Consider the following 20,639-nt stretch of genomic DNA (forward strand, 5'->3'; position numbering starts at 1 on the left):
TCTGATGAGCGCAGGTGTTTTCAATCTTTCAATAATTGAATATGACCAAGCAAAGGTTTCTGGTCGGCCTCGATTGTCTTCATCGTTCTCATTAGGCGATCTTGTCTGGCGGTGGTGCGATATGTCGCGAAACAGTCAATACGCTGTTGCCAAATCGCAATGCTTGAAACATTTGCAAGTGCGCAAATCCGCCTTTGGCAAGCGTGGGATTGAAATATACAGTAACGCTTGCGAACGCGCGGATTTCGCTCTGGGATCAAGAAGACGGGCAACACTATGAGCCTTGGCACAACCAATTCTAAACCGGACCGCGCGCCGCGTATCCTGTTTTACAGCCACGACACGTTCGGTCTGGGGCATTTGCGCCGGTCCCGCGCCTTGGCTGCGGCAATCACGCAGGCGGATCCAAGCGCCTCGGCGCTGATCCTGACGGGTTCGCCCGTGGCAGGCCGTTTTACCTTTCCCCGCCGCGTTGACCATGTGCGCCTGCCCGGTGTGACCAAGCGCGCGGACGGATCGTATGCCGCGCGTACAATCGGAATGGGGATCGACGAAGTAACCGAATTGCGCGCGGGATTGATCCAGACTGCGGTTCAGCAATTCGACCCCGACGTGTTGGTCGTCGACAAGGAACCGACAGGGTTCCGGGGTGAGCTGGTGCCGACACTGAAATACCTTGAACGCCATTGCGGAACGAAACTGGTTCTGGGTCTGCGTGATGTGCTGGACGAACCCGAAGTACTGGCCGCCGAGTGGGCGCGCAAAGAAGCCATCGAAGCGACCGAGCGGTTCTATCATGAGATTTGGGTTTATGGATCACAGTCGATCTATGACCCGACGCAAGGCTTGCCGCTAAGCGCGTCAGCGCGATCCCGCATTCACTGGACGGGATATCTGCGCCGCGACCTCGGCCCGATCGGGGAACCGCCTCAGCAACCCTATATCCTGATCACACCCGGCGGCGGGGGCGATGGCAAGGCGTTGGTCAACCTCGTCTTGTCCGCCTACGAGAAAGACCCAGACCTGTCGCCGCGTGCCGTGCTGGTCTATGGCCCATTCCTGTCGGGTGAATTGAGGAATGAATTCGAAGCACGGGTTGCCGCATTGAATGGTCGTGTAACCGCGGTTGGATTTGAATCGCAGATCGAAACGCTGTTTGCCGGGGCCGAAGGCGTGGTCTGCATGGGCGGCTACAACACGTTTTGCGAGGTCCTGTCCTTTGACAAACGGGCCGTCATCGTTCCACGCACCACACCCCGTCTGGAACAGTGGATACGGGCCTCACGCGCAGAAGAGCTGGGGCTGGTCAAGATGCTGGACGAACAACGCGACAGCCTGACACCCGACGCAATGATCCGTGCCATCCGCAACCTGCCGCACCAATCAGTGCCGTCGCAGGCCATCCAATGCGGATTGCTGGATGGTTTGGACTATGTCACCGACCGCATTGACAGCCTGCTGACACGGGAACAGAAACGAGCCACTGGATGAACTCGGCCTCTCCCAATCTGGCGGTTGTGGTCAAAGGCTGGCCGCGACTGTCCGAAACATTTATCGCGCAGGAACTTGTTGCCTTGCAGGAAGCCGGACACCGATTTGACATCTGGTCTCTGCGCCATCCAACCGACACCAAACGTCACCCTTTGCACGAACGCTTCTCGGGGCAGGTTCGCTATCTTCCAGAATACCTGCATGAAGAGCCACAGCGGGTGTGGGCGGCCCGCGCTGCCGCCCAAGACCTGCCCGGCTATGCCGCAGCCTACAAGATCTGGCGGCACGACCTGCGCCGCGACCCGACGCCGAACCGCATCCGCCGGTTCGGGCAAGCATGTGTTCTGGCCGCCGAGTTACCCGCCCAGACGCAGGGGCTCTATGCCCATTTCATGCACACTCCCTCGTCGGTCGCCCGATATGCGGCCATCATGCGCGGTCTGCCATGGAGCTTTTCCGCCCATGCCAAGGATATCTGGACCTCACCGGATTGGGAAAAGCGTGAAAAGCTGCAGGCCGCAACGTATGGGGCCGCTTTCGGGGCCACCTGCACGGCAATCGGCGCGGAACACCTGCGCAGCCTCGCTGATGACCCCAACCGCGTGGAGCTTATCTATCACGGTCTGGACCTGTCGCGCTTCCCCGAACCGCCAAAGCGCGGGACACGTGCCGCTGGTGACCCGTTTCACATGATTTCCGTTGGACGACTGGTTGAAAAGAAGGGCTTTGACCGCCTTATTGCGGCATTCACGCTGCTGCCGGAGAACCTGAACTGGCATTGGACCCACATTGGCGGCGGGGGTCTTGGGGACACTCTGCACACACAGGCGCGCGCTGCTGGTATCGCGAACCGCATCACCTGGAGGGGGGCCTGCGATCAGCCGGAGGTGATCGAAGCCATGCGCAGGGCCGACCTGTTTGTCCTGCCCAGCCGTATTGCTGCGGACGGGGATCGTGACGGATTGCCGAACGTGTTGATGGAGGCCGCATCGCAGCAGTTGCCGATCCTGTCGACACCGGTTTCGGCCATCCCTGAATTCATCCAATCCGGAACGCATGGCGTATTGTCTGATGACGACCCGGCTGCATTGGCTTCGGCCATTTCAGCTCTGGCCGCTGATCCGGAAACGGCAGCAACTATGGCGCGTGCAGCCTATGACCGTCTGATTGCAGATTTTCGAATGGACCCTGGTATTGAACGGCTGTCGGCACGGTTGAAAACCCTGAGCATGGAAGACGCGTAATGGCGCGGGTAGCGTTTTATGCGCCAATGAAATCCCCCGGCAGCCAGAAACCCTCAGGCGACCGCGAAATGGCGCGAAACCTGATGCTCGCCTTGGCGGCGCAAGGGGATAAGGTCGAACTGGCCTCGGACCTGCGCATCTATGACAAGAACGGGAACCGGGACCTACAGCAAACCCTTGTTCGCGCGGCTGAGAATGAAGCACAGCGGCTGAACGCCGAGTTGCCCTTTGATACAGATCTTTGGGTGACTTATCACAATTACTACAAAGCACCCGACCTGCTGGGCCCCAAGATCTGCCAGGCGCGCGGCATTCCGTATGTGCAATTGGAAAGTACGCGCGCATCAAGCAGGCTGAACGGGCCGTGGGCCGATTTCGCCCAAGCGGCGCATCAGGCGTGTGATGCAGCGGATATCATTTTCTACCACACAGCCAATGACCTGATTACGTTGGAACGGGACCGTTTTGGCAAGCAGGCACTGGTTGAATTGCCGCCATTTCTGCCTGAAACCGTGTTGCCTGTGGCAACGACCGGGGACGGCCCCATGCTGACTGTCGGAATGATGCGGCATGGGGACAAGCTGGCGTCCTACCGGATTTTGGCCGAAGCCCTTTCGCACCTGACATGTGACTGGAACCTGAACATCGCGGGGGACGGTCCGGCGCGGCCGGATGTTGAAGCGTTGATGGTGCCGTTCGGAAGCCGGGTGCGTTTTCTGGGCCAGCTCGACCGGGCGGCCTTGCAGAAAATCTACCAACACGCATCCCTGCTTGTCTGGCCCGGCGTGAACGAAGCCTATGGGATGGTCTATCTCGAGGCGCAGGCGACAGGCCTGCCCGTGATCGCACAGGACCGCCCCGGCGTTCGGGATGTGCTGGCACCTGCTGTTTACTCATCGGTTGATGCTGGGGCCAGAGGGCTTGCCGATCACATGCAAAACCTGCTGGAGGATACCGCGCAGCGCCATGCGCTTGGGGCGAATGCGCGCAGCTATGTGGCCCGGCGTCATCTTATGCCTCAGGCGACCGAGCGATTGTGGGCACATCTACGGCCCTTGTTGAAGGATGTATCATGACCCGTCTTGCACTGCTTCGCCACGGGCATACCCATTGGAACCGCGCAGGGCGCATTCAGGGGCGCAGTGATATTCCACTGGATGACGACGCGCGGTCTGAACTGGCCGGGTATCGCTTGCCTGACCCATGGGCCGCCGCTGATATCTGGTCCAGCCCGTTGCTGCGCGCCAGTGAAACGGCGCGGATCGTGTCTGGGCGCGCCCCGAAAACCTCGGACGCGCTGACCGAAATGAATTGGGGCGACTGGGAGGGGCTTCGAGGTGTCGACCTGATCGCCGATGAAACCAGCGGGTATCGCCATATCGAAGACTGGAGCTGGGATTTTCGCCCGCCTCACGGTGAAAGCCCTGCCGAGGTTTGGACCAGGCTTCGCCCCTGGGTATCCGGACTACGACAGGATACAGTCGCGGTCTGCCATATTGGCATCATGCGGGTCATTCTCGCCCAGGCGTGGGGTTGGGATTTTGATGGTCCCGCCCCCTTCAAGATCAAGCGCAATCGGCTGTATATCGTTGAAATGGACACAATGACCGCAGACCCGGACCCCGCTCGCCTGATCAAACATGGGCCGATGCCATGAAGGTGATGATCGTTGTCACGCACCTTTTGGGAACAGGGCATCTAAGCCGGGCCCTGACGTTGGGCCGGGCGTTCCGGGATGACGGCCACCAAGTCATGGTCGTCTCGGGCGGGATGCCTGCGCCTCAACTGGACAGCAGCGGGCTAACCCTGTTCGGTTTGCCGCCACTCAGATCAGATGGAACCAATTTCACCCGGCTTCTGACTGAAAGCGGCGTCGAGGCTGACGCGGATTATCAGCGCGCGCGTGTGACAGCCATGGTGCAGGCGGTAAACAGCTTTCAGCCGCAAATCCTGGTAACCGAGCTTTACCCCTTTGGTCGCCGGTCGCTGGCAGCGGAGTTCGACGCGGCCCTGAATGCGGCACGGGTCCTGCCTCGGCCTCCGATCATCCTGGGATCGATCCGGGATATTCTGGCCCCGCCTTCCAAACCTGCCAAGGCCCAGCGGACAGAAGATATCGTCACCCGCTTTTTTGACGGCATTCTTGTTCACTCGACCGAAAGTGTCACACCGCTTTCGGTCAGTTGGCCGGTGTCTGACCGATTGGCGGAACGGTTGCATTATACCGGCTTTGTTGCGCCGGAACTGCCTCAACCGCATCCTGATGCCGTTGGGCAGGGCGAAATCCTTGTCAGTGCCGGCGGCGGTTCTGTGGGGCAACCGATCTTTCGCGCGGCCATCGAGGCCGCCCGCCAGATGCCCAACAGGTGCTGGCGCCTGCTGGTCGGCGGGACGGATGCCAAGGCGAGAATAGCCGAGCTGTCCCAAATGGCTGATGGAACCTCGGCAATTCTGGAACCCGTGCGCCCGGATTTTCGCCAGATGCTGCCCCATGCGGCTGCATCGGTCAGCATGTGCGGCTACAACACCGCCATGGATATTCTGCAAAGCGGAACACCCGCTGTTTTTGTCCCATTCGATGATGGCAAAGAGGTTGAACAGGGGCTGCGAGGGCAAAGCCTTTCGAGTTTGCCAGCCATCGAGGTGCTTCTCAGCCGAACCCTGAGCGGGCAGGCGATGGCGCAGGCCGTAGAACGCGTCATTTCAGATGGACCCCGCGCACAGCAGGATTTCGGATTTGATGGCGCGGCCCAAACCGTAGAGATCGCAAAACACCTGCTGGAATGGCGTACATGAACCCGGATTGGTACCCACTTGAGGTCGAGCTGACCCATTGGCGTGCAGCGGGCCTGTCGCTTCCGCTGTGGTGGCGAGACGATGACGCGATCGCTCCGACATCGCGGTTGGATCGCCTGTCCGGTCTGGCCGCACAGTTGGGCCTGCCGGTACATCTGGCCGTCATTCCCCATGCGGCAACCCCTGCGCTGGCTGACTATGTTGCGCGCGGCGAAACTCTCATCCCTGTGGTCCACGGGTGGTCCCACAAGAACCATGCGCCTGCCAGTGAGAAGAAAGCCGAGTTTCGTCTCAACCGTCCGCTGGACGAGGTTGTTGCGGATGCTGCGGCAGGATTGTCATGCCTTGACGCCTTGTTCGGCAACGCCCTGCGGCCGATGTTTGTCCCTCCGTGGAACCGCATTGCACCAGAAGTCATCGAACACCTTCCGTCACTGGGATACCGCATTCTTTCCACGGCAACGCCCCGCAGAACGGAAATGGCGGCTGCGGGGCTTGAGCAGGTCAACACACATCTTGACCCGATTGACTGGCGGGGTTCACGCGGTCTGATCTCTCCGGATCGCCTGATCGCGCAGACAGTCAACCTCCTGCGGGACAGGCGCGAAGGCCGCGCAGACAACGCCGAGCCTTTTGGAGTATTGACCCATCACCTGGTCCATGATCAGGACATCTGGGCCTTTACCGAGGCGCTGCTGAAACATCTGCTGGACGGTCCTGCCACACCCTGGGTCGCACCAAAGAACGAATGAGGACATCGTCATGAGCCGACTGGATTCCATGCTGCGCCGATTGACGGCTCAGCGCGACGGGCTGAACTGGGCAGCCGAACAGATCAGTGACCAAACTGGCGACGTGCTGGATATGGGGCTAGGCAATGGTCGCACCTATGACCACCTGCGAGAGATCCTGCCGAACCGCCGGATCTGGGTGATGGATCGTGTGCTGCAATGCCATCCTGACAGCACGCCACCGGCCGAAGATTTCCTGCAAGGCGAAGCTGAACCCATGCTGCGGAGGCTGATGGCCGAGGGGCACAGGATCGCATTGGCTCATTATGATTTCGGACGCGGCATCAAACACGAAGATGTGGCCGAAGCCGCACGCCTCAGCCCGTTGATCGCGCAAGTCATGCAGCCCGGTGGGTTGTTGATTTCCGGCCAGCCCCTTGTCGGCTTCAACCAGATCAAAGGGCCTGAGACGATCGCGCCGGACCGTTACCTGTTCTATACAGCCTGATCACGCCACACGGCGACCGCGCGCCCAAACCGAGTTGAGGGCTGGCACACCCGCGCGCATCCGGAAACGGATAACATCGGCGCGGGCATTGGCGCGCAACTCGCCACGATCCTCCAGCCCGGCGGCCTGCGCCGGGGCCAATGTGACGGTCTTCATCCCACGCGCCATATCGCCCCACATTTCACCCAGCATGACCGCAGACAATAACAAGGCGGACGGCACGTAATCCGAGGACATTACGTCCAGATGCCCAAGCTCGGCCAATTCTCGGGCTGCAACATTCCCGGAATGAGAGCTTCCGCGAACAACGTTTGGCGCACCCATCATGACCTTGATGCCGCGATCATGGCACGCTCGTGCGGCCTCAACCGTTGTGGGGAACTCAGCCAGCCGAATGCCGTGACCCGCCGAGACCTTCACCTGATCTTCGGTCGTATCGTCATGACTGGCAAGAACGGCTCCAAATCGGCGCGCGGCTTTGACGGTTTCGACCTCGTGCACATCACCGTTGCGATCCCGAAGGCCTTTCAGCTGGGCTACATGCTGAAAGAACGTATCATCGTCCATGGCATATTTTCCCTTCAGATAGGATTGCAACTTGCCCATGTCGCGAAACTGACGCTGGCCGGGGGTGTGATCCATGATGGACACAAGACCAACCCTGTCCTCGGGTCCAAACTCGTCCAGTTCTTCGATCAGTGTCTCGGAACAAACCTCTGCACGCAAATGCAGGAAATGGCTGATCTTAAGCGCATCCTGCTCGCGCAGATCCCACAACTCCCGCGACAGGCCGCGTGCATATTTTCCGTACCGTCCGGCGCCGGACGGGATCGAACCAACCCGCATCGCATCGAACACACTTGTGATCCCCACGCTGGCCAGTTCCGCGTCATGGGCCAAAATGGCGGCAGCATGGGGCCAATGCACGTTGGGGCGCGGCTGAATATGGCGTTCAAGATTATCCGTGTGCAACTCGACAAGACCGGGGCTGACATAGTCGCCTTCGCAATCTATCGCACCAGCGGGAACTGCACGCCCGGTGTCGATTTCGATGATAGTGTCACCTGCTATTCGAACACAACCGATCACGGTTTCATTCGGCAACACAAGCGTGGCATTGGCAAGGATCAAGTCTTCTGTCATCTGAACTTTACGCAATCTGAGGTATTGGAAGGCCACTTAATAGGAGGCCAATGTGACATTCACGCGATACGCGATCTATTTTGCGCCACCCGCCGGGGTGGCCTGGACGGAATTTGCAACCAGCTGGCTGGGCTGGGACATGGCAAAGGGAACGCAGGTCGCGCATCCGATCATGGGTGGCATCGACATAGCGACCATCACTGAGGTGCCGCGCAAATACGGGCTGCACGCGACCCTGAAACCGCCGTTCCGGTTGCGCGACGGCCTGACCTTTGACGCATTGCATCAGGCGTGCATTGCGCTGGCTGCAACTCGGCAGCCCATCACACTCGACGGTCTGGAAATTACCCGTCTTGGACGTTTTCTGGCCCTGTGCCCGCTGGGTGAAACGCAGGCGCTGAATGCGTTGGCCGCGGCCTGTGTTCGCGATCTCGACCGGTTTCGCGCACCTGCCACTCAGGCCGAACTGACGCGCCGCCGCGCCGCGGGACTGACCCCCGAGCAGGACGCTAATCTGACCCAATGGGGCTATCCCTACGTGCTGGACGCGTTTCGATTTCACATCACGCTCAGCGGTAAACTGGACAAACCAACCCTCAGGGCAACCCAAGAAGCACTGCACACCCATCTGAGCCCCTTGCTGCCGCAACCTTTCCAGATCACTGATCTTGCCCTGATGGGCGAGGCGGAAGAAGGGCGGTTTCACCTGATCCATCGCTACGCGCTTTCCGGTTGAAGGCGGCGCAGGATTTCGGCAACCGTGTCTTCCAGCGCGCCGGAATTGTCAATTTGGATGACCCGGTTCAGACCATCCGGCAACGCCACTTTGGCGCGACACAACCGCCGCGCCTGCTCGTCTGCGCTTTCCCGTGCCCGCTCGGACAGGCGCCGCGCCAAAACTCCGACATCTGCCGTCAGAGAGATCACAATCAGATCTCCAAACACCTTCTGCGCCTGCAAAAGAATCCCGCGGGAAAGATTGACCAGAACCGCAATCGCCCCCTGACGCTGTCGCAAAATCTCGTCCGGGATACCGTAGAACAGTCCGTGCGCAGGCCAGCTGAGGGCAAAAGCGCCTGCCTGTTCCATCTGCTGGAATTCTGCAACCGAAACCCGGTCAAAATCCTCGCCTTCTTCGCCTGCGGGGCGGGTGATCACCCTTCGCACCCGCCGGACGCCAGGCACCTGTGCCTCCAACGCTTCCATGACGCTGTCTTTGCCAACGCCCGAGGGGCCAACAATCGCTATGACAGGGGCAAGTGTCATGCCGCCAGTCCCGGCGTGAAGTCAGCGACATTGACTTCGCGGTCACAGACGCGCTCACGGGCATCGAGGTCGTGGAATATCCCGACAATCGCCGCGCCACGTCCTTTTGCCTCTTCAATCAGCGACAACACGGTTTCGCGGTTCTGCACATCCAGACTTGCCGTCGGTTCGTCCAGCAACATCGCCGGGTAGTCATGCGCAAAGCCACGCGCAATGTTCACCCGCTGCTGTTCGCCGCCCGAAAAGGTTGTGGGGCTCAGGGTCCACAAGCGCTCAGGAATGTTCAGCCGCTTCAGTAACTCGGCGGATTTCTCCAGCGCCTCAATTCTGTCGCAACCCACGGCCAGCAAAGGCTCTGCCACAACGTCCAGTGTCGGCACCCGCGGCACGACCCGCAGGAATTGACTGACATAGCCCAGCGTTTCCCGGCGGAGGGTCAAGATCTGGCGCGGCTCGGCTTTTGCCACGTCCAGACCTCCAACCAGCACCTGACCAGAGGCCACCAGGTAGTTGCCATAAATCACGCGCATCAGCGTGGACTTGCCCGCACCAGACGCCCCGGTCAAAGCAACGCACTCACCCGGTTCAACGCTCAACGACGCGCCTTCCATCACCGGGATAACAGCACCGCCCTGATTGTGCAGGGTAAAGCTTTTGCTCACATTGATCAGTTCAATCATTGCTTCACCTTTTCCCAAATACTCAAACCTGCAGAACGCTGGACACTAGCAGTTGCGTATAGGCGTGTTGGGGATCATCCAGCACCTGATCGGTCAGCCCGGCCTCAACCACATGACCATCCTTCATCACCATCAACCGGTCGGCCAACAGGCGCACCACAGCAAGATCATGGGTCACGATGATCGCGCTCAGCCCCATTTCACGCACCAAGCCGCGCAAGAGGTCCAGTAATCGCGCCTGAACCGAGACATCCAGCCCCCCGGTCGGTTCGTCCATGAACACCAGTCGCGGGCCAGTCACCAGATTGCGGGCGATCTGCAAACGTTGCTGCATCCCGCCCGAAAACGCGGTGGGCCGGTCATCAACGCGCGCCGCCTCGATCTCGACCCGGCCCAGCCAGTCAATGGCCTTGTCTCGGATGTCACCATAGTGGCGCTCGCCCACGGCCATCAGCCGTTCACCAATATTGCCTCCGGCACTAACTGACATCCGCAGGCCGTCACGTGCATGCTGATGCACAAAGGCCCAGTCGGTACGGCTCAACATCCGGCGTTCGGGCTCCGACATGGTCACCGTATCCACCGGCCCGTTCGCGCGCGTGTCAAAGATCACCTGCCCCGCATCGGGCACCAGATGACCCGCCAGACAATTCAGCAGGGTCGACTTGCCCGAGCCACTTTCGCCGACAATTCCCATCACCTCACCGGGGTAGAGATCAAAAGTTACATCCGTGCATCCGATCCGCGCACCATAGAGCTTTTCGATGCCGTTGACCTGCAACAGGGGGGTCATGCTGCGTTCTCCTCGGCCAAGCGGCCCACATGGCCGGCCGCGCGGCGCGACCGGCAATAATCAGTGTCCGAACAGACAAACATTCGGTTGCCCGCATCATCCAAAATGACTTCATCCAGATAGCTGTCCTCGGCCCCGCACAGGTCACAGGGATGATCGGCCTTGGTGGCTTCGAACGGGTAATCCTCGAAATCAAGGCTCACGACCCGGGTATGTGGCGGTACCGCGTAAATGCGCTGCTCGCGCCCTGCGCCGAACAGCTGGATCGCATCCATTTCAAGCTTCGGGTTGTCGAATTTGGGGATCGGGGACGGGTCCATCACATACCGACCACACACTTTCACCGGATAGGCGTAAGCGGTCGAGATCGCCCCGTGCTGGCTGATATCCTCATACAGTTTAACATGCATCAGCCCATATTCTTCAAGGCTGTGCATCTTGCGTGTCTCGGTCTCGCGCGGTTCGAGGAAACGCAGAGGTTCCGGGATCGGCACCTGATAAACGATAATCTGATCTTCGCGCAGCTTCGCCTCGGGGATGCGGTGGCGGGTCTGGATCACCGTCGCCTTCTCGGTTTCCTCGGTCGTCTCCACACCTGCGGTCTTTTCAAAGAACTTGCGGATCGACACTGCGTTGGTCGTGTCATCCGCACCCTGATCGATGACCTTGAGCGTATCCTCAGGCGTCAGCGTCGCGGCCGAGACCTGCACCCCTCCGGTGCCCCAGCCATAAGGCATCGGCATTTCACGGCTGGCAAAGGGCACCTGATACCCTGGAATAGCCAGGCCCTTCAGGATGGCCCTGCGGATCATCCGTTTGGTTTGTTCGTCCAAATATGCAAAGTTGTACGCGCTCATAGCAGTCCCCGCGCAGTTAAGGCTACTTCAAAGGCCTGAGGGCTGGTAAAATGTATGGCGTCCATGCCAACGGCGCGGGCTCCATCCACGTTTCTTGGGCTATCATCGACAAAGATACAGTTCTGAGGGGAAAGATCGGCCCGGTCGCACATCCGACGGAAAATCTCGGGCTGCGGTTTCAAAAGCTTTTCCTGACCTGACACTACGGTCACGCCAAAGACCTCGCCCAGTTCAGGATGCACACCAACACCAACGGGCCATGTTTCCGCTGACCAGTTGGTGATCGCATGAACCGGGGTGCCCTGTTCTTTCAAACGATGGAGCAATCGCCAAGTTCCCTCGATCTTGTGTGGGACGGTCATGGCATAGCGCTCAACATAAGAACTCAGACGTCGCTGGTCGTCAGCATCTTCCAGTTCAGCAGCCAGATCAGCGAAATCCTCACCGCCATCGGCCCGCAGATTACGTTCGGGGAAATCGATACGAGTGAGAAACTCTGCCACCGCCTCGCGGCTACCCATCTCATCCAGCCATGCCAAATGCGGATCCCACTGGATCAAAACGTTGCCGATATCAAAAACGACAGCCTTCATTCCGCAGCCTCCTTTGACGTGATCCGCGCGTCAGCCTCGCGGCGCAGTTTGCGGACCAGTTCAAGCTCGGACTGGAAATCCACGTAATGCGGCAGCTTGATGTGTTCGAGAAAACCGGTCGCCTGAATGTTGTCCGCGTGGCTCAGAACAAATTCTTCATCCTGCGCAGGCGCGCCCAGATTGTCTTCGCCCAGTTCCTTCCACCGCAGCGCGCGATCAACCAAGGCCATCGCGATGGCTTTTCGTTCGGATTGACCAAAGACCAGACCATAACCGCGCGTGAACTGAGGCGGCTCGGTTTTTGAACCCTTGAACTGGTTCACCGTCTCACACTCGGTCAGTTCGACCTCGCCGATATCTATGGCAAAACCCAACTCGGGGATGTCCATTTCAACAGCAACCTTGCCGATCCGCAATTCACCCACAAACGCGTGGTTGCGTGCGTAACCGCGCTGGGTGGAATAAGCCATGCCCAGCACGAAACCCTCATCCCCGCGTGTCAGCGATTGCAGGCGCAACGGGCGATTGGCGGGGAATTCCATCGGTTCGCGCGTCAGGTCGCCGGGGGTGTCATCACTTGCCGGCTCGTCCTGAATGAGGCCCTCGTCTTTCAGGAATTCAGTGATATGCGGCGTCGGTTCCTGCCGCGCTGAACCTTCCGGAACTTTCGGGACATCACCATCCGCGGCCAGTTTGAAATCTAGCAAACGATGCGTATAGTCGAACGTTGGCCCCAGAACCTGCCCACCGGGCGCATCCTTGAACGTGGCCGATATCCGGCGGTCGCAGGCCATCTCACCTGTTTCGACCGGATTTGAATGGCCAAAACGCGGTAGCGTGGTGCGATAGGCGCGGATCAGAAAGATCGCCTCGATCAGGTCGCCCCGCGCCTGCTTTATCGCCAGCGCAGCCAGGTCGGGGTCATAAAGCGAGCCTTCCGCCATGACCCGGTTCACTGCAAGGCTTAACTGTTCGCGGATCTGTGCAAGGCTCAGTTCTGCCACATCGGTCGCGCCCCGGCGTTCTTCGGCCAACCAGGCATGGGCGTTCTCGATAGCTTTTTCACCCCCTTTGACAGCAACATACATCGCTTACGCCTCCGACGTGATCTGCGTGCTGCGTGGCAGGGCCGCAACCCTGTTGCCGCAGGTAAAGAAGAAATCGCACCCCAGAGGGTAGAGCATCGCGTTCCCCTGAAGCGCCGGAATATCCGGCAGAGACAGGCGCGCGGTCTTTTTGATGCCAGGGCCGCTCAGAACGGCACCGCTCTGCTCTAGCCGGTCGCATTCCACAATCAGGGTCGCAGAACGATCCGGGTATTCCGGCGTTCCGATGCGATAGGCGTTAAGCGGTCCCAATGCCTCCCACGTGCCAACGGCAAAATCAGCCTTTGCTGCGGATACGAGCGGGGCGCCCGTGTGGAATGTCAGCCAATTGCGGATTGCGGCGGTATCGGTGCCTCCGGCCAGGTGAACCCTGGTCTCGGGGTCGCACAGCGTCAGCAGCAGTGTACCGGCCGCCACGGACAGGGGCGCTGGAGGTTCGCCGCCCGATAGCACACGTATGTCGCCCGGGCATGCCATGACGGTCATCGCAGCGCGGAACGCATGTGCAGCATCGACAGGTGCGTTTTCAAAGCCCCCGGAAAACTGTGTTTGCGCGGCCATCAATCTTCCCCCCGAACAAGCGTGAAAAACTCAACCTTGGTGGCCGCTGCCTTGGCCGCGCGAGTGCTTTTGACCGCCTGCATTTGCTGCTGAAGCGGGTCGAGCAGCCGCGCCTGCACCTCATCCGCTGCCCCGGTCTGCATCATCGCATCAATCAATGCTGCGGCTTCGGCCTTGGGTTTCGATCTACCCTGAACATAACCGTGACCAACAGTTCCATCCTGCAACACCACAGAACAGCGCGTGACCGTCATTTCACCCAGGTTGAACGGCGCTCCGGTGCCGCCGGTGCGACCACGCACCATCACGCTCCCGACCTCGGGGCGGCGCAGCCAGTCAAAGCTCGGGCGGGTCTCAATCCCGTCCCACAAGGTCATCAGGGTGTCGTCAGGTGCACGGGCCAGCAATCCCATCCAATCCCTGCGCGCCCCGGTCGCGATTTCTGTCTGATCTGTCATCAAAGCCTCTTGGCCGGGTTATCTATATGAACTATACAACTAGACAAATATTAACCTGCGTGTGCGCAACACGCAATCTCCAACTGTGTGAAGATTTGGTGACATGAGCAAAACGCCGATCTGGAAAAGCATTGCCCTGCGCCTGACCTCGGACATTGCCGAAGGGCGGTATCAAACCAGTGACCGCCTGCCGACCGAAGCGCAGCTGGCCGCCAAATACGGTGTCAACCGCCACACAGTGCGGCGCGCGTTGGCTGACATGTCGGAACAAGGTCTGGTTCATGCCCGGCGCGGTGCGGGCGTTTTTGTGGCGGCGCGGCCAACCGACTATCCGATTGGCAAAAGGGTTCGATATCACAAGAACGTCTCGGCCAGCGGCAAGATACCGGGAAAGAAAATCCTGGCCCTGACCACGCGTGCGGCAGATGAAGCCGAGGCCGAAGCACTGGGTCTGAGCAAAGGGGACCCGGTGCATGTCTATGACGGGTTATCGCTGGCGGATGGGCAGCCCATAGCCGTTTTTCAAAGCGTCTTCCCGGCAGAACGCTTTCCAAACCTGTTACAGGCGCTGACCGAGACCCAGTCAGTAACAAAAGCCCTGCAACGCAGCGGTATCGCGGACTACACCCGCATCTCGACCCGATTGACCGCGCGCGGTGCGATAGCAACGCAAGCCCTTCACCTGCAACTGTCCGAAGGTGCCCCGGTGCTGTTTTCGATCGGTGTCAACGTGGACCCGGACGGCCGACCTGTCGAATATGGTCGAACCGTCTTTGCTGGTGAGCGTGTCACGCTAACGCTGAACGAAGAGTAAACCACAACCGATACCGCCCGACGTCGACCTCCTGCCGGAGGTCTCGTCCCGTTGGGCATGGCGCGAATTTCGGATAAGCGACCTTTGGGCCAGCGTCATCCCGGCATTCGGATGAGCGTTGGTGCAAAGGCTTTGTGACGCTTTTTCAAACGTTTGTGCCGCCCCGGACCGTGCTGTTTTCTTGCCGCTCCAAACCCGGTTCAGGGCAACCGGAACGGTTTGTGGTCGGGCGCGCGCGGTCTGCGCTTTTTACCCGCCTCACCCTGAATCAGACGGCGGCGCAGCCAGCCCGAAAACCAATCCATCAACATCACCATCAGAATGATCAGGATGATGTAATAGGCGACCTCTTCCCAGTCTTTCTGCGTGATGATTGCCTGCGTCAGCAGTAACCCAATGCCGCCGCCCGTGATTGCACCGATCACCGTCGCACTGCGGGTGTTGGATTCGAGGAAATACAAAAGCTGGCTCAGCAAAACGGGCGTAACCTGAGGGATAACGCCAAACCGATACCGTTGCGGGGCGTTCGCACCCGTGGACTGCACACCTTCGATCTGCTTCTGATCTACGTTTTCCAGTGCTTCCGAGAAGATTTTGCCGAATGTACCGGTGTCCGTCACCAAAATGGCAAGCGCACCGGTCAACGGGCCGGGACCAAAGGCGCGGGCCAGAACCACAGTCCAGATCAACGCATCCACGCCGCGCACAAAGTCGAATACACGCCGTGTCGCAAAGCGGATGGATCTCATCCGGTTGAAATTGCGCGTCGCAAGAAAGGCCAGTGGCAGGGCCACAATCGCCGCGCCAAACGTGCCCAGAAATGCCATCAGGATCGTCTCGAAGATGGCCCAGGCCACATCCTGATGGCGCCACATCTTGTTGGTCCAAAAATCATTAAAGATCGCACCCGCCTCGCCCGACGCCGCGAGCCCGGCCAGTTCCGGGAAGGACTTGCCGAAATAAGGGCTGTCCAGCGTGAACCAGAACAATTCCCAACCTGTGAAATAGCGAAACACCTCGGACCGGTTGCGGGTGACAGTCAAACGACCTGCGTCCGTGGTCACAGACAGCCGGTTTTTAGAGACGTTGATCCACTCCGGAACCTCGCCCTCCGGCAACTCCGCCTGTACACCGGCCGAACGCGTGGGTGTTGCGCGAATGGTGCCATAGCCGGGAATGTCATATTCCACCGTCTGCGCACCGAAACGCACGACATGGCCCTTTTCAAGGTCGATCACAGTTGTCTCGCCCAGTGCCACCCACTCCGGGGCCTGCCCTTCAGGATATGCCCCTTTGCGCTCACCCTCGATGGCGGCAGAGACTTCACCGGTGCGATTATCCCGGGCGATATGCGTTTTGTAGCTATAGCTGTCAGCCACCAGCGTCTTGCCATTTGCCCAGTTTGCGCGCCCCACAAGGCCCGACACGTCAAAAGCAAAGAAGACATAGACCAGATAAACGAAAACCAGAGCAGGCAACCCGAAATTCATCAACCTTTTGCGGTTGAACAAGCGATCTGCTTCGGCTTTGAGGTCATCAACAGTCAAATTGGTTGCGAAGGTGCTCATGCCAAAGCTCCTTTTTCCGAGCCGTGGGTCAGACGGTCGCGCAGGTAGCCTGACAGCTGGTCGACGACCACGATTGTAACGAACAGAAGAATGAAGATGGCCGCGGCTTCGTCATAACGCCCCTGCCCCCAAGACATGGCATTGCGCAACTCGTAACCCAAACCGCCCGCCCCAACAAATCCAAGAATGGCCGAGGCACGGATGTTGATCTCGAACCGCAGCAGCGCATAGCTGACATAGTTCGGACCGACCTGCGGAATCACCCCCAGATACATCCGCTGTGACCAATTGGCACCCACGGAATGCAGCCCTTCCACCGGTTTCAGCGAGGCGTTCTCGTTCACCTCGGAAAACAGTTTGCCTAGTGCGCCAGCAGTGTGAATCGCGATGGCGATCATCGCGGGAACCGGGCCACCGCCCAGAATGAAGATCAGAACCAACGCAATTACGATCTCGGGAATGGCGCGGCAAATGTCTGATATTCGGCGAAACAGCGGGATCAATGACGGCCACAGCGCCATGCCGCGTGTCGACATCAGGGCGAAAAACGTCCCGACAATTGTGCCAACAAGCGTCGCCGCCGCCGCGATGTTGATTGTCTCGATCAGAGCCGGGAAGAACGAGAGCAGATTGGCTGGCATCTCGGCAATCTTCTCCCCCGCCTCGGACAGAACCTCTGTGGGGTAATCAAGAATACGGTGCCAGCCATCGACAAAGCTGCCGGCATTCCGGTTGTCGGCTGTGCGAAACCCTGCCGCCATCAACGACAGGAACAGAATCAGGAGGATGCCGCCATAGACCCGCTTGCGTCGTGTCATCGCTGTATAGTCGTTGCGGATCTGATCGACGGATAAGGACCCTGCAGTAAGGTCTGTCATGGAATGCTCCTGAAGGGAAAACGGGGTCCGGTACATCACCAGACCCCGATCATTGGATATGCAGTTTTAGTTGGACTTCAGCTTGCGCGCTTCGATGATGACCTCGTAGGCCTCATGCGTAATTGGATCAAAGCTCTTGGCCTCACCCGCGGCCACACCATAGAAGCATTCGCGGTCTTTTTCATCCAGCGTGTTCCACAATTCGGTGACCTGAGCTTTGACATCCTCGGGCAGAGCCTTGCGCAGTACAACCGGACCTTCCGGGATCGGTGCCGATTTCCAGATCTCGACCAGATCGTTCATGTCGACCAGACCAGCATCCACAGCACGGCGCAGCGCGCCCGACTGATAGCCGTCTTCCCACTCGCCGAGACCATCAGCCCAGGTCACACCGCCATCAACGTCACCGTTGTTCACCGCAACGATGGTCTGCTCGTGACCGCCCGTGAATTTCACCTCAGCAAAATAGTCACCCGATTCCATGGTTGCTCCGGTGGCCTGGGGAATCTCGATCGACGGGATCAGATAACCCGAGGTCGAATTCGGGTCACCAAAGCCAAAAACCTTGCCCTTCATGTCCTCAAGCGAGGTGATGCCGCTGTCCTTGCGTGCAAAACCAACCGAGTAATAGCCGTAACCGCCATCGGTGTTCACCTTGACCAGTACCGGCTCAACCGCTTCGGGGTCGCTCAGATAGGTTTTGGCATAGCCCGACGCACCCAGCCAGGCGACATCAATCGTGCCGCCCAGCAGCCCCTGTATCACTCCGTTATAGTCGGCAGGGGCAAACAATTTGGTCGGAACGCCCAAAAGTTCTTCGGTGTATTCGCGCAGACACTCGTTTTTGCTCATCCGGTCCTGAGCGTTCTCGCCACCCAGAATGCCGATACGAAACTCGCTGATTTCTTCAGCCATGACCGGTGCGGCCAGTGTTGTGGTTGCGACCAAGGCAGCAATCAGTTTTTTCATCTGTCTCTCTCCAGTTTGATAACCCCGGCCTCTCATCGGGCCGGGCGATGAAAGGGGTTGGGACGGCTCAAATGGTTGCTTCTGCTTCCATCAGCGCCTTTCGCGTGGCGTCGAGCGTTTCGATTTCCGTTGATGTCGCTTCTTCCGAAAAGCTGGCATCGGCACCATAGATCTCGCGAGCAACGCCCGTGGTCAGTTGCTCGGGCAGCCCATCGAACACGATGCGCCCGTCGCGCATACCAACCACGCGGTCGCAATAGCGACGTGCAGTGTCCAGTGTGTGCAGGTTGGCGATGACAGTGCGGCCATCTTCTTCGTGGATGCGGCGCAGCGCCTGCATCACCACCTGTGCGTTCATCGGGTCCAGCGAGGCAATTGGTTCATCCGCCAGAATAATCCTCGGGTCCTGCATCAGAGCCCGCGCAATCGCCACGCGCTGTTGCTGGCCGCCCGACAAGGCCTCGGCCCGTTTCGGAGCGTGTTCCGCAATCCCCAACCGGTCCAGGATGTCGATGGCACGGTGAATTTCATCCATCGGGAACAGGTTGAACATAGCGGCCAGCGTCGAATGACGGTTGAGCGTGCCATGCAGCACGTTCGAAACCACATCCATGCGCGGCACCAGGTTGAACTGTTGGAAAATCATCGCACAATCGGCCTGCCAGGCGCGTTTGTCACGGCCTTTCAGTTGGGTGATGTCCCGGCCTTCAAACAGGATTTCACCTTCGCTGGCATCCGTCAGGCGGTTAATCATCCGCAGCAGGGTGGACTTGCCCGCGCCCGACCGCCCGATGATCCCGATCATGCATGGCTTGTCCACATCCAGCGTCGCGGCATTCACGGCAACATTGTCACCAAAGCGTTTGGTCAGTTTCTTGATACGCAGCACGTGCCACCCCCAATTCATGTTGGCGGACTGCTACAGATGCCGTTCAACGGATATGTGTCAGCGTAGTGAAAGTTTTGTAACGGCACGACACGTGCGGGGGGTATCCATCGACCCGCCTCACGGGTATACGCATCCGCGACTCTTCAGCTGATACGAGGCCAATATGAGCTTTGACCGCACCATCAAGATCGCGCCGTCCATTCTGTCCGCCGACTTTGCCAATTTCGGGCAAGAAATTCAGGCCATCGAAGCGCAGAGCGCGGATTGGGTCCATGTTGACGTAATGGATGGTCATTTCGTCCCGAACCTGACCTTTGGCCCGCCAGCCGTCAAAGCGTTCCGCCCGCATGTAAAGACGGTCATGGACGTGCACCTGATGATCACGCCGGTCGATCCATACATCCAGGCCTACGCTGATGCAGGCGCCGACATTCTGACCGCGCATGTCGAGGCAGGGGCCCACACCCACCGCACGCTGCAGGCGATCCGCGCCGCGGGCATGAAGGCAGGCGTGGCCTTGAACCCGGGCACCCCGGCTGAGGCGGTCGAACATCTGCTGGACCTCACCGATCTGGTCTGCGTCATGACCGTGAACCCCGGCTTTGGCGGCCAGAAGTTCATCGACATGACTGGCAAGATCCGCAAATTGCGCCAGATGATTGGTGACCGCCCCGTGCATATCGAGATCGACGGCGGTGTTGATCCCCAGACAGCGCCCCTTGTTGCCGCAGCGGGGGCTGATGTGCTGGTGGCCGGGTCTGCCGTGTTCAAAGGCGGATCAGTTGATCGGCCCGAGGTTTACGGTGAGAATATTCGGGCCGTACGGGCCGCAGCTGAAGGCGGGTTGGGCTGATCTGCCAACTCGCGACTGCATAGTTGGCTTTATCCGCAAAACTGAATTTCGTTGAACTCATCGGGCGGGACACACCCCGCCTTGATGTTCTTGTTGCGGCCTTCATTAGGGTCACAGACGCGCCGGGCTGAAGCCCGGCCTACGAGTCGGTCGAAGGCCTTCGATACAATAACTTACAAAAAAGGCCGCCCCTTTATGGAGCGGCCTTCGTTTGTTCACCGATGTGCCGGGCTGAAGCCTGGCCTACGGATTATTCTACGATTTTCGACACGACGCCGGCGCCGACGGTGCGGCCGCCTTCGCGGATCGCGAAGCGCAGGCCGTTTTCCATCGCGATCGGGGCGATCAGCTCAACGCCGAACGACACGTTGTCGCCGGGCATGACCATCTCGGTGCCTTCCGCCAGGGTCACGGTGCCGGTCACGTCAGTGGTCCGGAAGT

24 protein-coding genes are annotated in these 20,639 nt (G+C 59.3%); 10 read left to right on the plus strand and 14 right to left on the minus strand.

The window, feature by feature from the left end; translation table 11 throughout:
• Positions 1 to 276 precede the first annotated feature (276 nt).
• Genes ACR0AD_RS15885 through ACR0AD_RS15915 form a run of 7 tightly spaced genes read left to right on the plus strand, consistent with a single transcriptional unit; the run spans position 277 to position 6,770 of the window.
• A complete protein-coding gene (locus tag ACR0AD_RS15885) occupies positions 277 to 1,491 on the plus strand; it encodes a glycosyltransferase family protein (protein WP_480488306.1) in 1,215 nt (404 codons plus the stop codon).
• On the plus strand, positions 1,488 to 2,735 hold the full coding sequence (locus ACR0AD_RS15890; RefSeq protein ID WP_480488308.1) for a glycosyltransferase family 4 protein: 1,248 nt from the start codon (positions 1,488 to 1,490) through the stop codon (positions 2,733 to 2,735). The genes ACR0AD_RS15885 and ACR0AD_RS15890 overlap by 4 nt, the downstream gene beginning before the upstream one ends.
• A complete protein-coding gene (locus ACR0AD_RS15895) occupies positions 2,735 to 3,811 on the plus strand; it encodes a glycosyltransferase family 4 protein (RefSeq protein ID WP_480488310.1) in 1,077 nt (358 codons plus the stop codon). Before ACR0AD_RS15890 ends, ACR0AD_RS15895 begins: the two co-directional genes overlap by 1 nt.
• The gene (locus ACR0AD_RS15900) at positions 3,808 to 4,392 is read left to right on the plus strand and encodes a histidine phosphatase family protein (protein WP_480488312.1); all 585 of its coding nucleotides are present in this window, start codon (positions 3,808 to 3,810) and stop codon (positions 4,390 to 4,392) included. Before ACR0AD_RS15895 ends, ACR0AD_RS15900 begins: the two co-directional genes overlap by 4 nt.
• Complete coding sequence (locus ACR0AD_RS15905; RefSeq protein WP_480488314.1) at positions 4,389 to 5,531, plus strand: glycosyltransferase family protein; 1,143 nt, start codon at positions 4,389 to 4,391, stop codon at positions 5,529 to 5,531. Before ACR0AD_RS15900 ends, ACR0AD_RS15905 begins: the two co-directional genes overlap by 4 nt.
• Positions 5,528 to 6,283, plus strand: coding sequence for a polysaccharide deacetylase family protein (locus ACR0AD_RS15910; RefSeq protein ID WP_480488316.1), 756 nt, complete (start codon positions 5,528 to 5,530; stop codon positions 6,281 to 6,283). Before ACR0AD_RS15905 ends, ACR0AD_RS15910 begins: the two co-directional genes overlap by 4 nt.
• A 10-nt stretch (positions 6,284 to 6,293) precedes the next feature.
• Positions 6,294 to 6,770, plus strand: coding sequence for a class I SAM-dependent methyltransferase (locus ACR0AD_RS15915; RefSeq protein WP_480488318.1), 477 nt, complete (start codon positions 6,294 to 6,296; stop codon positions 6,768 to 6,770).
• Here ACR0AD_RS15915 and ACR0AD_RS15920 read toward each other — a convergent pair whose 3' ends face one another.
• A complete protein-coding gene (locus tag ACR0AD_RS15920) occupies positions 6,771 to 7,913 on the minus strand; it encodes an alpha-D-ribose 1-methylphosphonate 5-triphosphate diphosphatase (RefSeq protein WP_480488320.1) in 1,143 nt (380 codons plus the stop codon).
• A gap of 52 nt (positions 7,914 to 7,965) precedes the next feature.
• On the opposite strand from ACR0AD_RS15920, the gene ACR0AD_RS15925 reads away from it, so the two are divergent.
• A complete protein-coding gene (locus tag ACR0AD_RS15925; protein ID WP_209505313.1) occupies positions 7,966 to 8,649 on the plus strand; it encodes a DUF1045 domain-containing protein in 684 nt (227 codons plus the stop codon).
• Here ACR0AD_RS15925 and phnN read toward each other — a convergent pair.
• Genes phnN through phnG form a run of 8 tightly spaced genes read right to left on the minus strand, consistent with a single transcriptional unit; the run spans position 8,631 to position 14,227 of the window.
• Entirely contained in the window at positions 8,631 to 9,179 is a 549-nt protein-coding gene (gene phnN, locus ACR0AD_RS15930) for a phosphonate metabolism protein/1,5-bisphosphokinase (PRPP-forming) PhnN (RefSeq protein ID WP_480488323.1), read from the minus strand. The two genes, ACR0AD_RS15925 and phnN, sit on opposite strands and share 19 nt — an antisense overlap.
• Positions 9,176 to 9,859, minus strand: coding sequence for a phosphonate C-P lyase system protein PhnL (phnL, locus tag ACR0AD_RS15935; RefSeq protein WP_480488325.1), 684 nt, complete (start codon positions 9,857 to 9,859; stop codon positions 9,176 to 9,178). The genes phnN and phnL overlap by 4 nt, the downstream gene beginning before the upstream one ends.
• 22 nt (positions 9,860 to 9,881) lie before the next feature.
• Positions 9,882 to 10,652, minus strand: a complete 771-nt coding sequence (gene phnK, locus ACR0AD_RS15940; RefSeq protein ID WP_267365779.1) for a phosphonate C-P lyase system protein PhnK — start codon at positions 10,650 to 10,652, stop codon at positions 9,882 to 9,884.
• Positions 10,649 to 11,509 carry an alpha-D-ribose 1-methylphosphonate 5-phosphate C-P-lyase PhnJ gene (locus ACR0AD_RS15945; protein WP_480488327.1) on the minus strand — a complete coding sequence of 287 codons (861 nt, stop codon included), beginning with the start codon at positions 11,507 to 11,509 and terminating at the stop codon, positions 10,649 to 10,651. Before ACR0AD_RS15945 ends, phnK begins: the two co-directional genes overlap by 4 nt.
• The gene (locus ACR0AD_RS15950) at positions 11,506 to 12,102 is read right to left on the minus strand and encodes an HAD family hydrolase (protein ID WP_480484063.1); all 597 of its coding nucleotides are present in this window, start codon (positions 12,100 to 12,102) and stop codon (positions 11,506 to 11,508) included. Before ACR0AD_RS15950 ends, ACR0AD_RS15945 begins: the two co-directional genes overlap by 4 nt.
• Positions 12,099 to 13,190 carry a carbon-phosphorus lyase complex subunit gene (locus tag ACR0AD_RS15955; RefSeq protein WP_480488329.1) on the minus strand — a complete coding sequence of 364 codons (1,092 nt, stop codon included), beginning with the start codon at positions 13,188 to 13,190 and terminating at the stop codon, positions 12,099 to 12,101. Before ACR0AD_RS15955 ends, ACR0AD_RS15950 begins: the two co-directional genes overlap by 4 nt.
• A 3-nt stretch (positions 13,191 to 13,193) precedes the next feature.
• Positions 13,194 to 13,769 (minus strand): phosphonate C-P lyase system protein PhnH, encoded by a 576-nt coding sequence (gene phnH, locus ACR0AD_RS15960; protein ID WP_480488331.1) that lies wholly within the window; start codon positions 13,767 to 13,769, stop codon positions 13,194 to 13,196.
• Positions 13,769 to 14,227 carry a phosphonate C-P lyase system protein PhnG gene (gene phnG, locus ACR0AD_RS15965; RefSeq protein WP_267365721.1) on the minus strand — a complete coding sequence of 153 codons (459 nt, stop codon included), beginning with the start codon at positions 14,225 to 14,227 and terminating at the stop codon, positions 13,769 to 13,771. Before phnG ends, phnH begins: the two co-directional genes overlap by 1 nt.
• Positions 14,228 to 14,330: 103 nt before the next feature.
• Here phnG and phnF point away from each other — a divergent pair, with 103 nt between their 5' ends.
• A complete protein-coding gene (gene phnF / locus ACR0AD_RS15970; protein WP_480488333.1) occupies positions 14,331 to 15,041 on the plus strand; it encodes a phosphonate metabolism transcriptional regulator PhnF in 711 nt (236 codons plus the stop codon).
• A 200-nt stretch (positions 15,042 to 15,241) separates the two neighbouring features.
• On the opposite strand, the gene phnE (ACR0AD_RS15975) is transcribed toward phnF, so the two are convergent.
• From phnE (ACR0AD_RS15975) to phnC, 4 genes are all read right to left on the minus strand, one after another.
• Positions 15,242 to 16,609 carry a phosphonate ABC transporter, permease protein PhnE gene (phnE, locus tag ACR0AD_RS15975; RefSeq protein ID WP_480488335.1) on the minus strand — a complete coding sequence of 456 codons (1,368 nt, stop codon included), beginning with the start codon at positions 16,607 to 16,609 and terminating at the stop codon, positions 15,242 to 15,244.
• Positions 16,606 to 17,487 carry a phosphonate ABC transporter, permease protein PhnE gene (gene phnE, locus ACR0AD_RS15980; protein WP_480488337.1) on the minus strand — a complete coding sequence of 294 codons (882 nt, stop codon included), beginning with the start codon at positions 17,485 to 17,487 and terminating at the stop codon, positions 16,606 to 16,608. Before phnE (ACR0AD_RS15980) ends, phnE (ACR0AD_RS15975) begins: the two co-directional genes overlap by 4 nt.
• Positions 17,488 to 17,553: 66 nt before the next feature.
• Positions 17,554 to 18,456, minus strand: a complete 903-nt coding sequence (gene phnD, locus ACR0AD_RS15985; protein WP_267365714.1) for a phosphonate ABC transporter substrate-binding protein — start codon at positions 18,454 to 18,456, stop codon at positions 17,554 to 17,556.
• A 67-nt stretch (positions 18,457 to 18,523) separates the two neighbouring features.
• The gene (phnC, locus tag ACR0AD_RS15990; RefSeq protein WP_267365713.1) at positions 18,524 to 19,345 is read right to left on the minus strand and encodes a phosphonate ABC transporter ATP-binding protein; all 822 of its coding nucleotides are present in this window, start codon (positions 19,343 to 19,345) and stop codon (positions 18,524 to 18,526) included.
• 163 nt (positions 19,346 to 19,508) lie between these two features.
• Between phnC and rpe the strand changes: the two genes are divergently transcribed.
• Positions 19,509 to 20,198: a ribulose-phosphate 3-epimerase gene (gene rpe, locus ACR0AD_RS15995; RefSeq protein ID WP_480488339.1), complete on the plus strand. Its 690-nt coding sequence runs from the start codon at positions 19,509 to 19,511 to the stop codon at positions 20,196 to 20,198.
• 250 nt (positions 20,199 to 20,448) lie between these two features.
• Here the strand turns inward: rpe and ACR0AD_RS16000 are convergent.
• On the minus strand, positions 20,449 to 20,639 hold a 191-nt coding region (locus ACR0AD_RS16000), incomplete at its 5' end, for an EF-Tu C-terminal domain-related protein (protein ID WP_480488341.1).

This window comes from Ruegeria sp. BH8 (assembly GCF_056538065.1).

Coding starts and splice junctions, on each gene's coding strand:
- phnG (WP_267365721.1), bottom strand. CDS start 14,227: ATGACAGATCAGACAGAAATCGCGACCGGGGCGCGCAGGGATTGGATG.
- phnH (WP_480488331.1), bottom strand. CDS start 13,769: ATGGCCGCGCAAACACAGTTTTCCGGGGGCTTTGAAAACGCACCTGTC.
- ACR0AD_RS15895 (WP_480488310.1), top strand. CDS start 2,735: ATGGCGCGGGTAGCGTTTTATGCGCCAATGAAATCCCCCGGCAGCCAG.
- ACR0AD_RS15885 (WP_480488306.1), top strand. CDS start 277: ATGAGCCTTGGCACAACCAATTCTAAACCGGACCGCGCGCCGCGTATC.
- ACR0AD_RS15955 (WP_480488329.1), bottom strand. CDS start 13,190: ATGTATGTTGCTGTCAAAGGGGGTGAAAAAGCTATCGAGAACGCCCAT.
- phnK (WP_267365779.1), bottom strand. CDS start 10,652: ATGACCCCCCTGTTGCAGGTCAACGGCATCGAAAAGCTCTATGGTGCG.
- phnE (WP_480488335.1), bottom strand. CDS start 16,609: ATGAGCACCTTCGCAACCAATTTGACTGTTGATGACCTCAAAGCCGAA.
- phnD (WP_267365714.1), bottom strand. CDS start 18,456: ATGAAAAAACTGATTGCTGCCTTGGTCGCAACCACAACACTGGCCGCA.
- phnL (WP_480488325.1), bottom strand. CDS start 9,859: ATGATTGAACTGATCAATGTGAGCAAAAGCTTTACCCTGCACAATCAG.
- ACR0AD_RS15910 (WP_480488316.1), top strand. CDS start 5,528: ATGAACCCGGATTGGTACCCACTTGAGGTCGAGCTGACCCATTGGCGT.
- ACR0AD_RS15920 (WP_480488320.1), bottom strand. CDS start 7,913: ATGACAGAAGACTTGATCCTTGCCAATGCCACGCTTGTGTTGCCGAAT.
- ACR0AD_RS15915 (WP_480488318.1), top strand. CDS start 6,294: ATGAGCCGACTGGATTCCATGCTGCGCCGATTGACGGCTCAGCGCGAC.
- ACR0AD_RS15905 (WP_480488314.1), top strand. CDS start 4,389: ATGAAGGTGATGATCGTTGTCACGCACCTTTTGGGAACAGGGCATCTA.
- phnF (WP_480488333.1), top strand. CDS start 14,331: ATGAGCAAAACGCCGATCTGGAAAAGCATTGCCCTGCGCCTGACCTCG.
- ACR0AD_RS15890 (WP_480488308.1), top strand. CDS start 1,488: ATGAACTCGGCCTCTCCCAATCTGGCGGTTGTGGTCAAAGGCTGGCCG.
- phnN (WP_480488323.1), bottom strand. CDS start 9,179: ATGACACTTGCCCCTGTCATAGCGATTGTTGGCCCCTCGGGCGTTGGC.
- rpe (WP_480488339.1), top strand. CDS start 19,509: ATGAGCTTTGACCGCACCATCAAGATCGCGCCGTCCATTCTGTCCGCC.
- ACR0AD_RS15950 (WP_480484063.1), bottom strand. CDS start 12,102: ATGAAGGCTGTCGTTTTTGATATCGGCAACGTTTTGATCCAGTGGGAT.
- ACR0AD_RS15945 (WP_480488327.1), bottom strand. CDS start 11,509: ATGAGCGCGTACAACTTTGCATATTTGGACGAACAAACCAAACGGATG.
- ACR0AD_RS15900 (WP_480488312.1), top strand. CDS start 3,808: ATGACCCGTCTTGCACTGCTTCGCCACGGGCATACCCATTGGAACCGC.
- phnE (WP_480488337.1), bottom strand. CDS start 17,487: ATGACAGACCTTACTGCAGGGTCCTTATCCGTCGATCAGATCCGCAAC.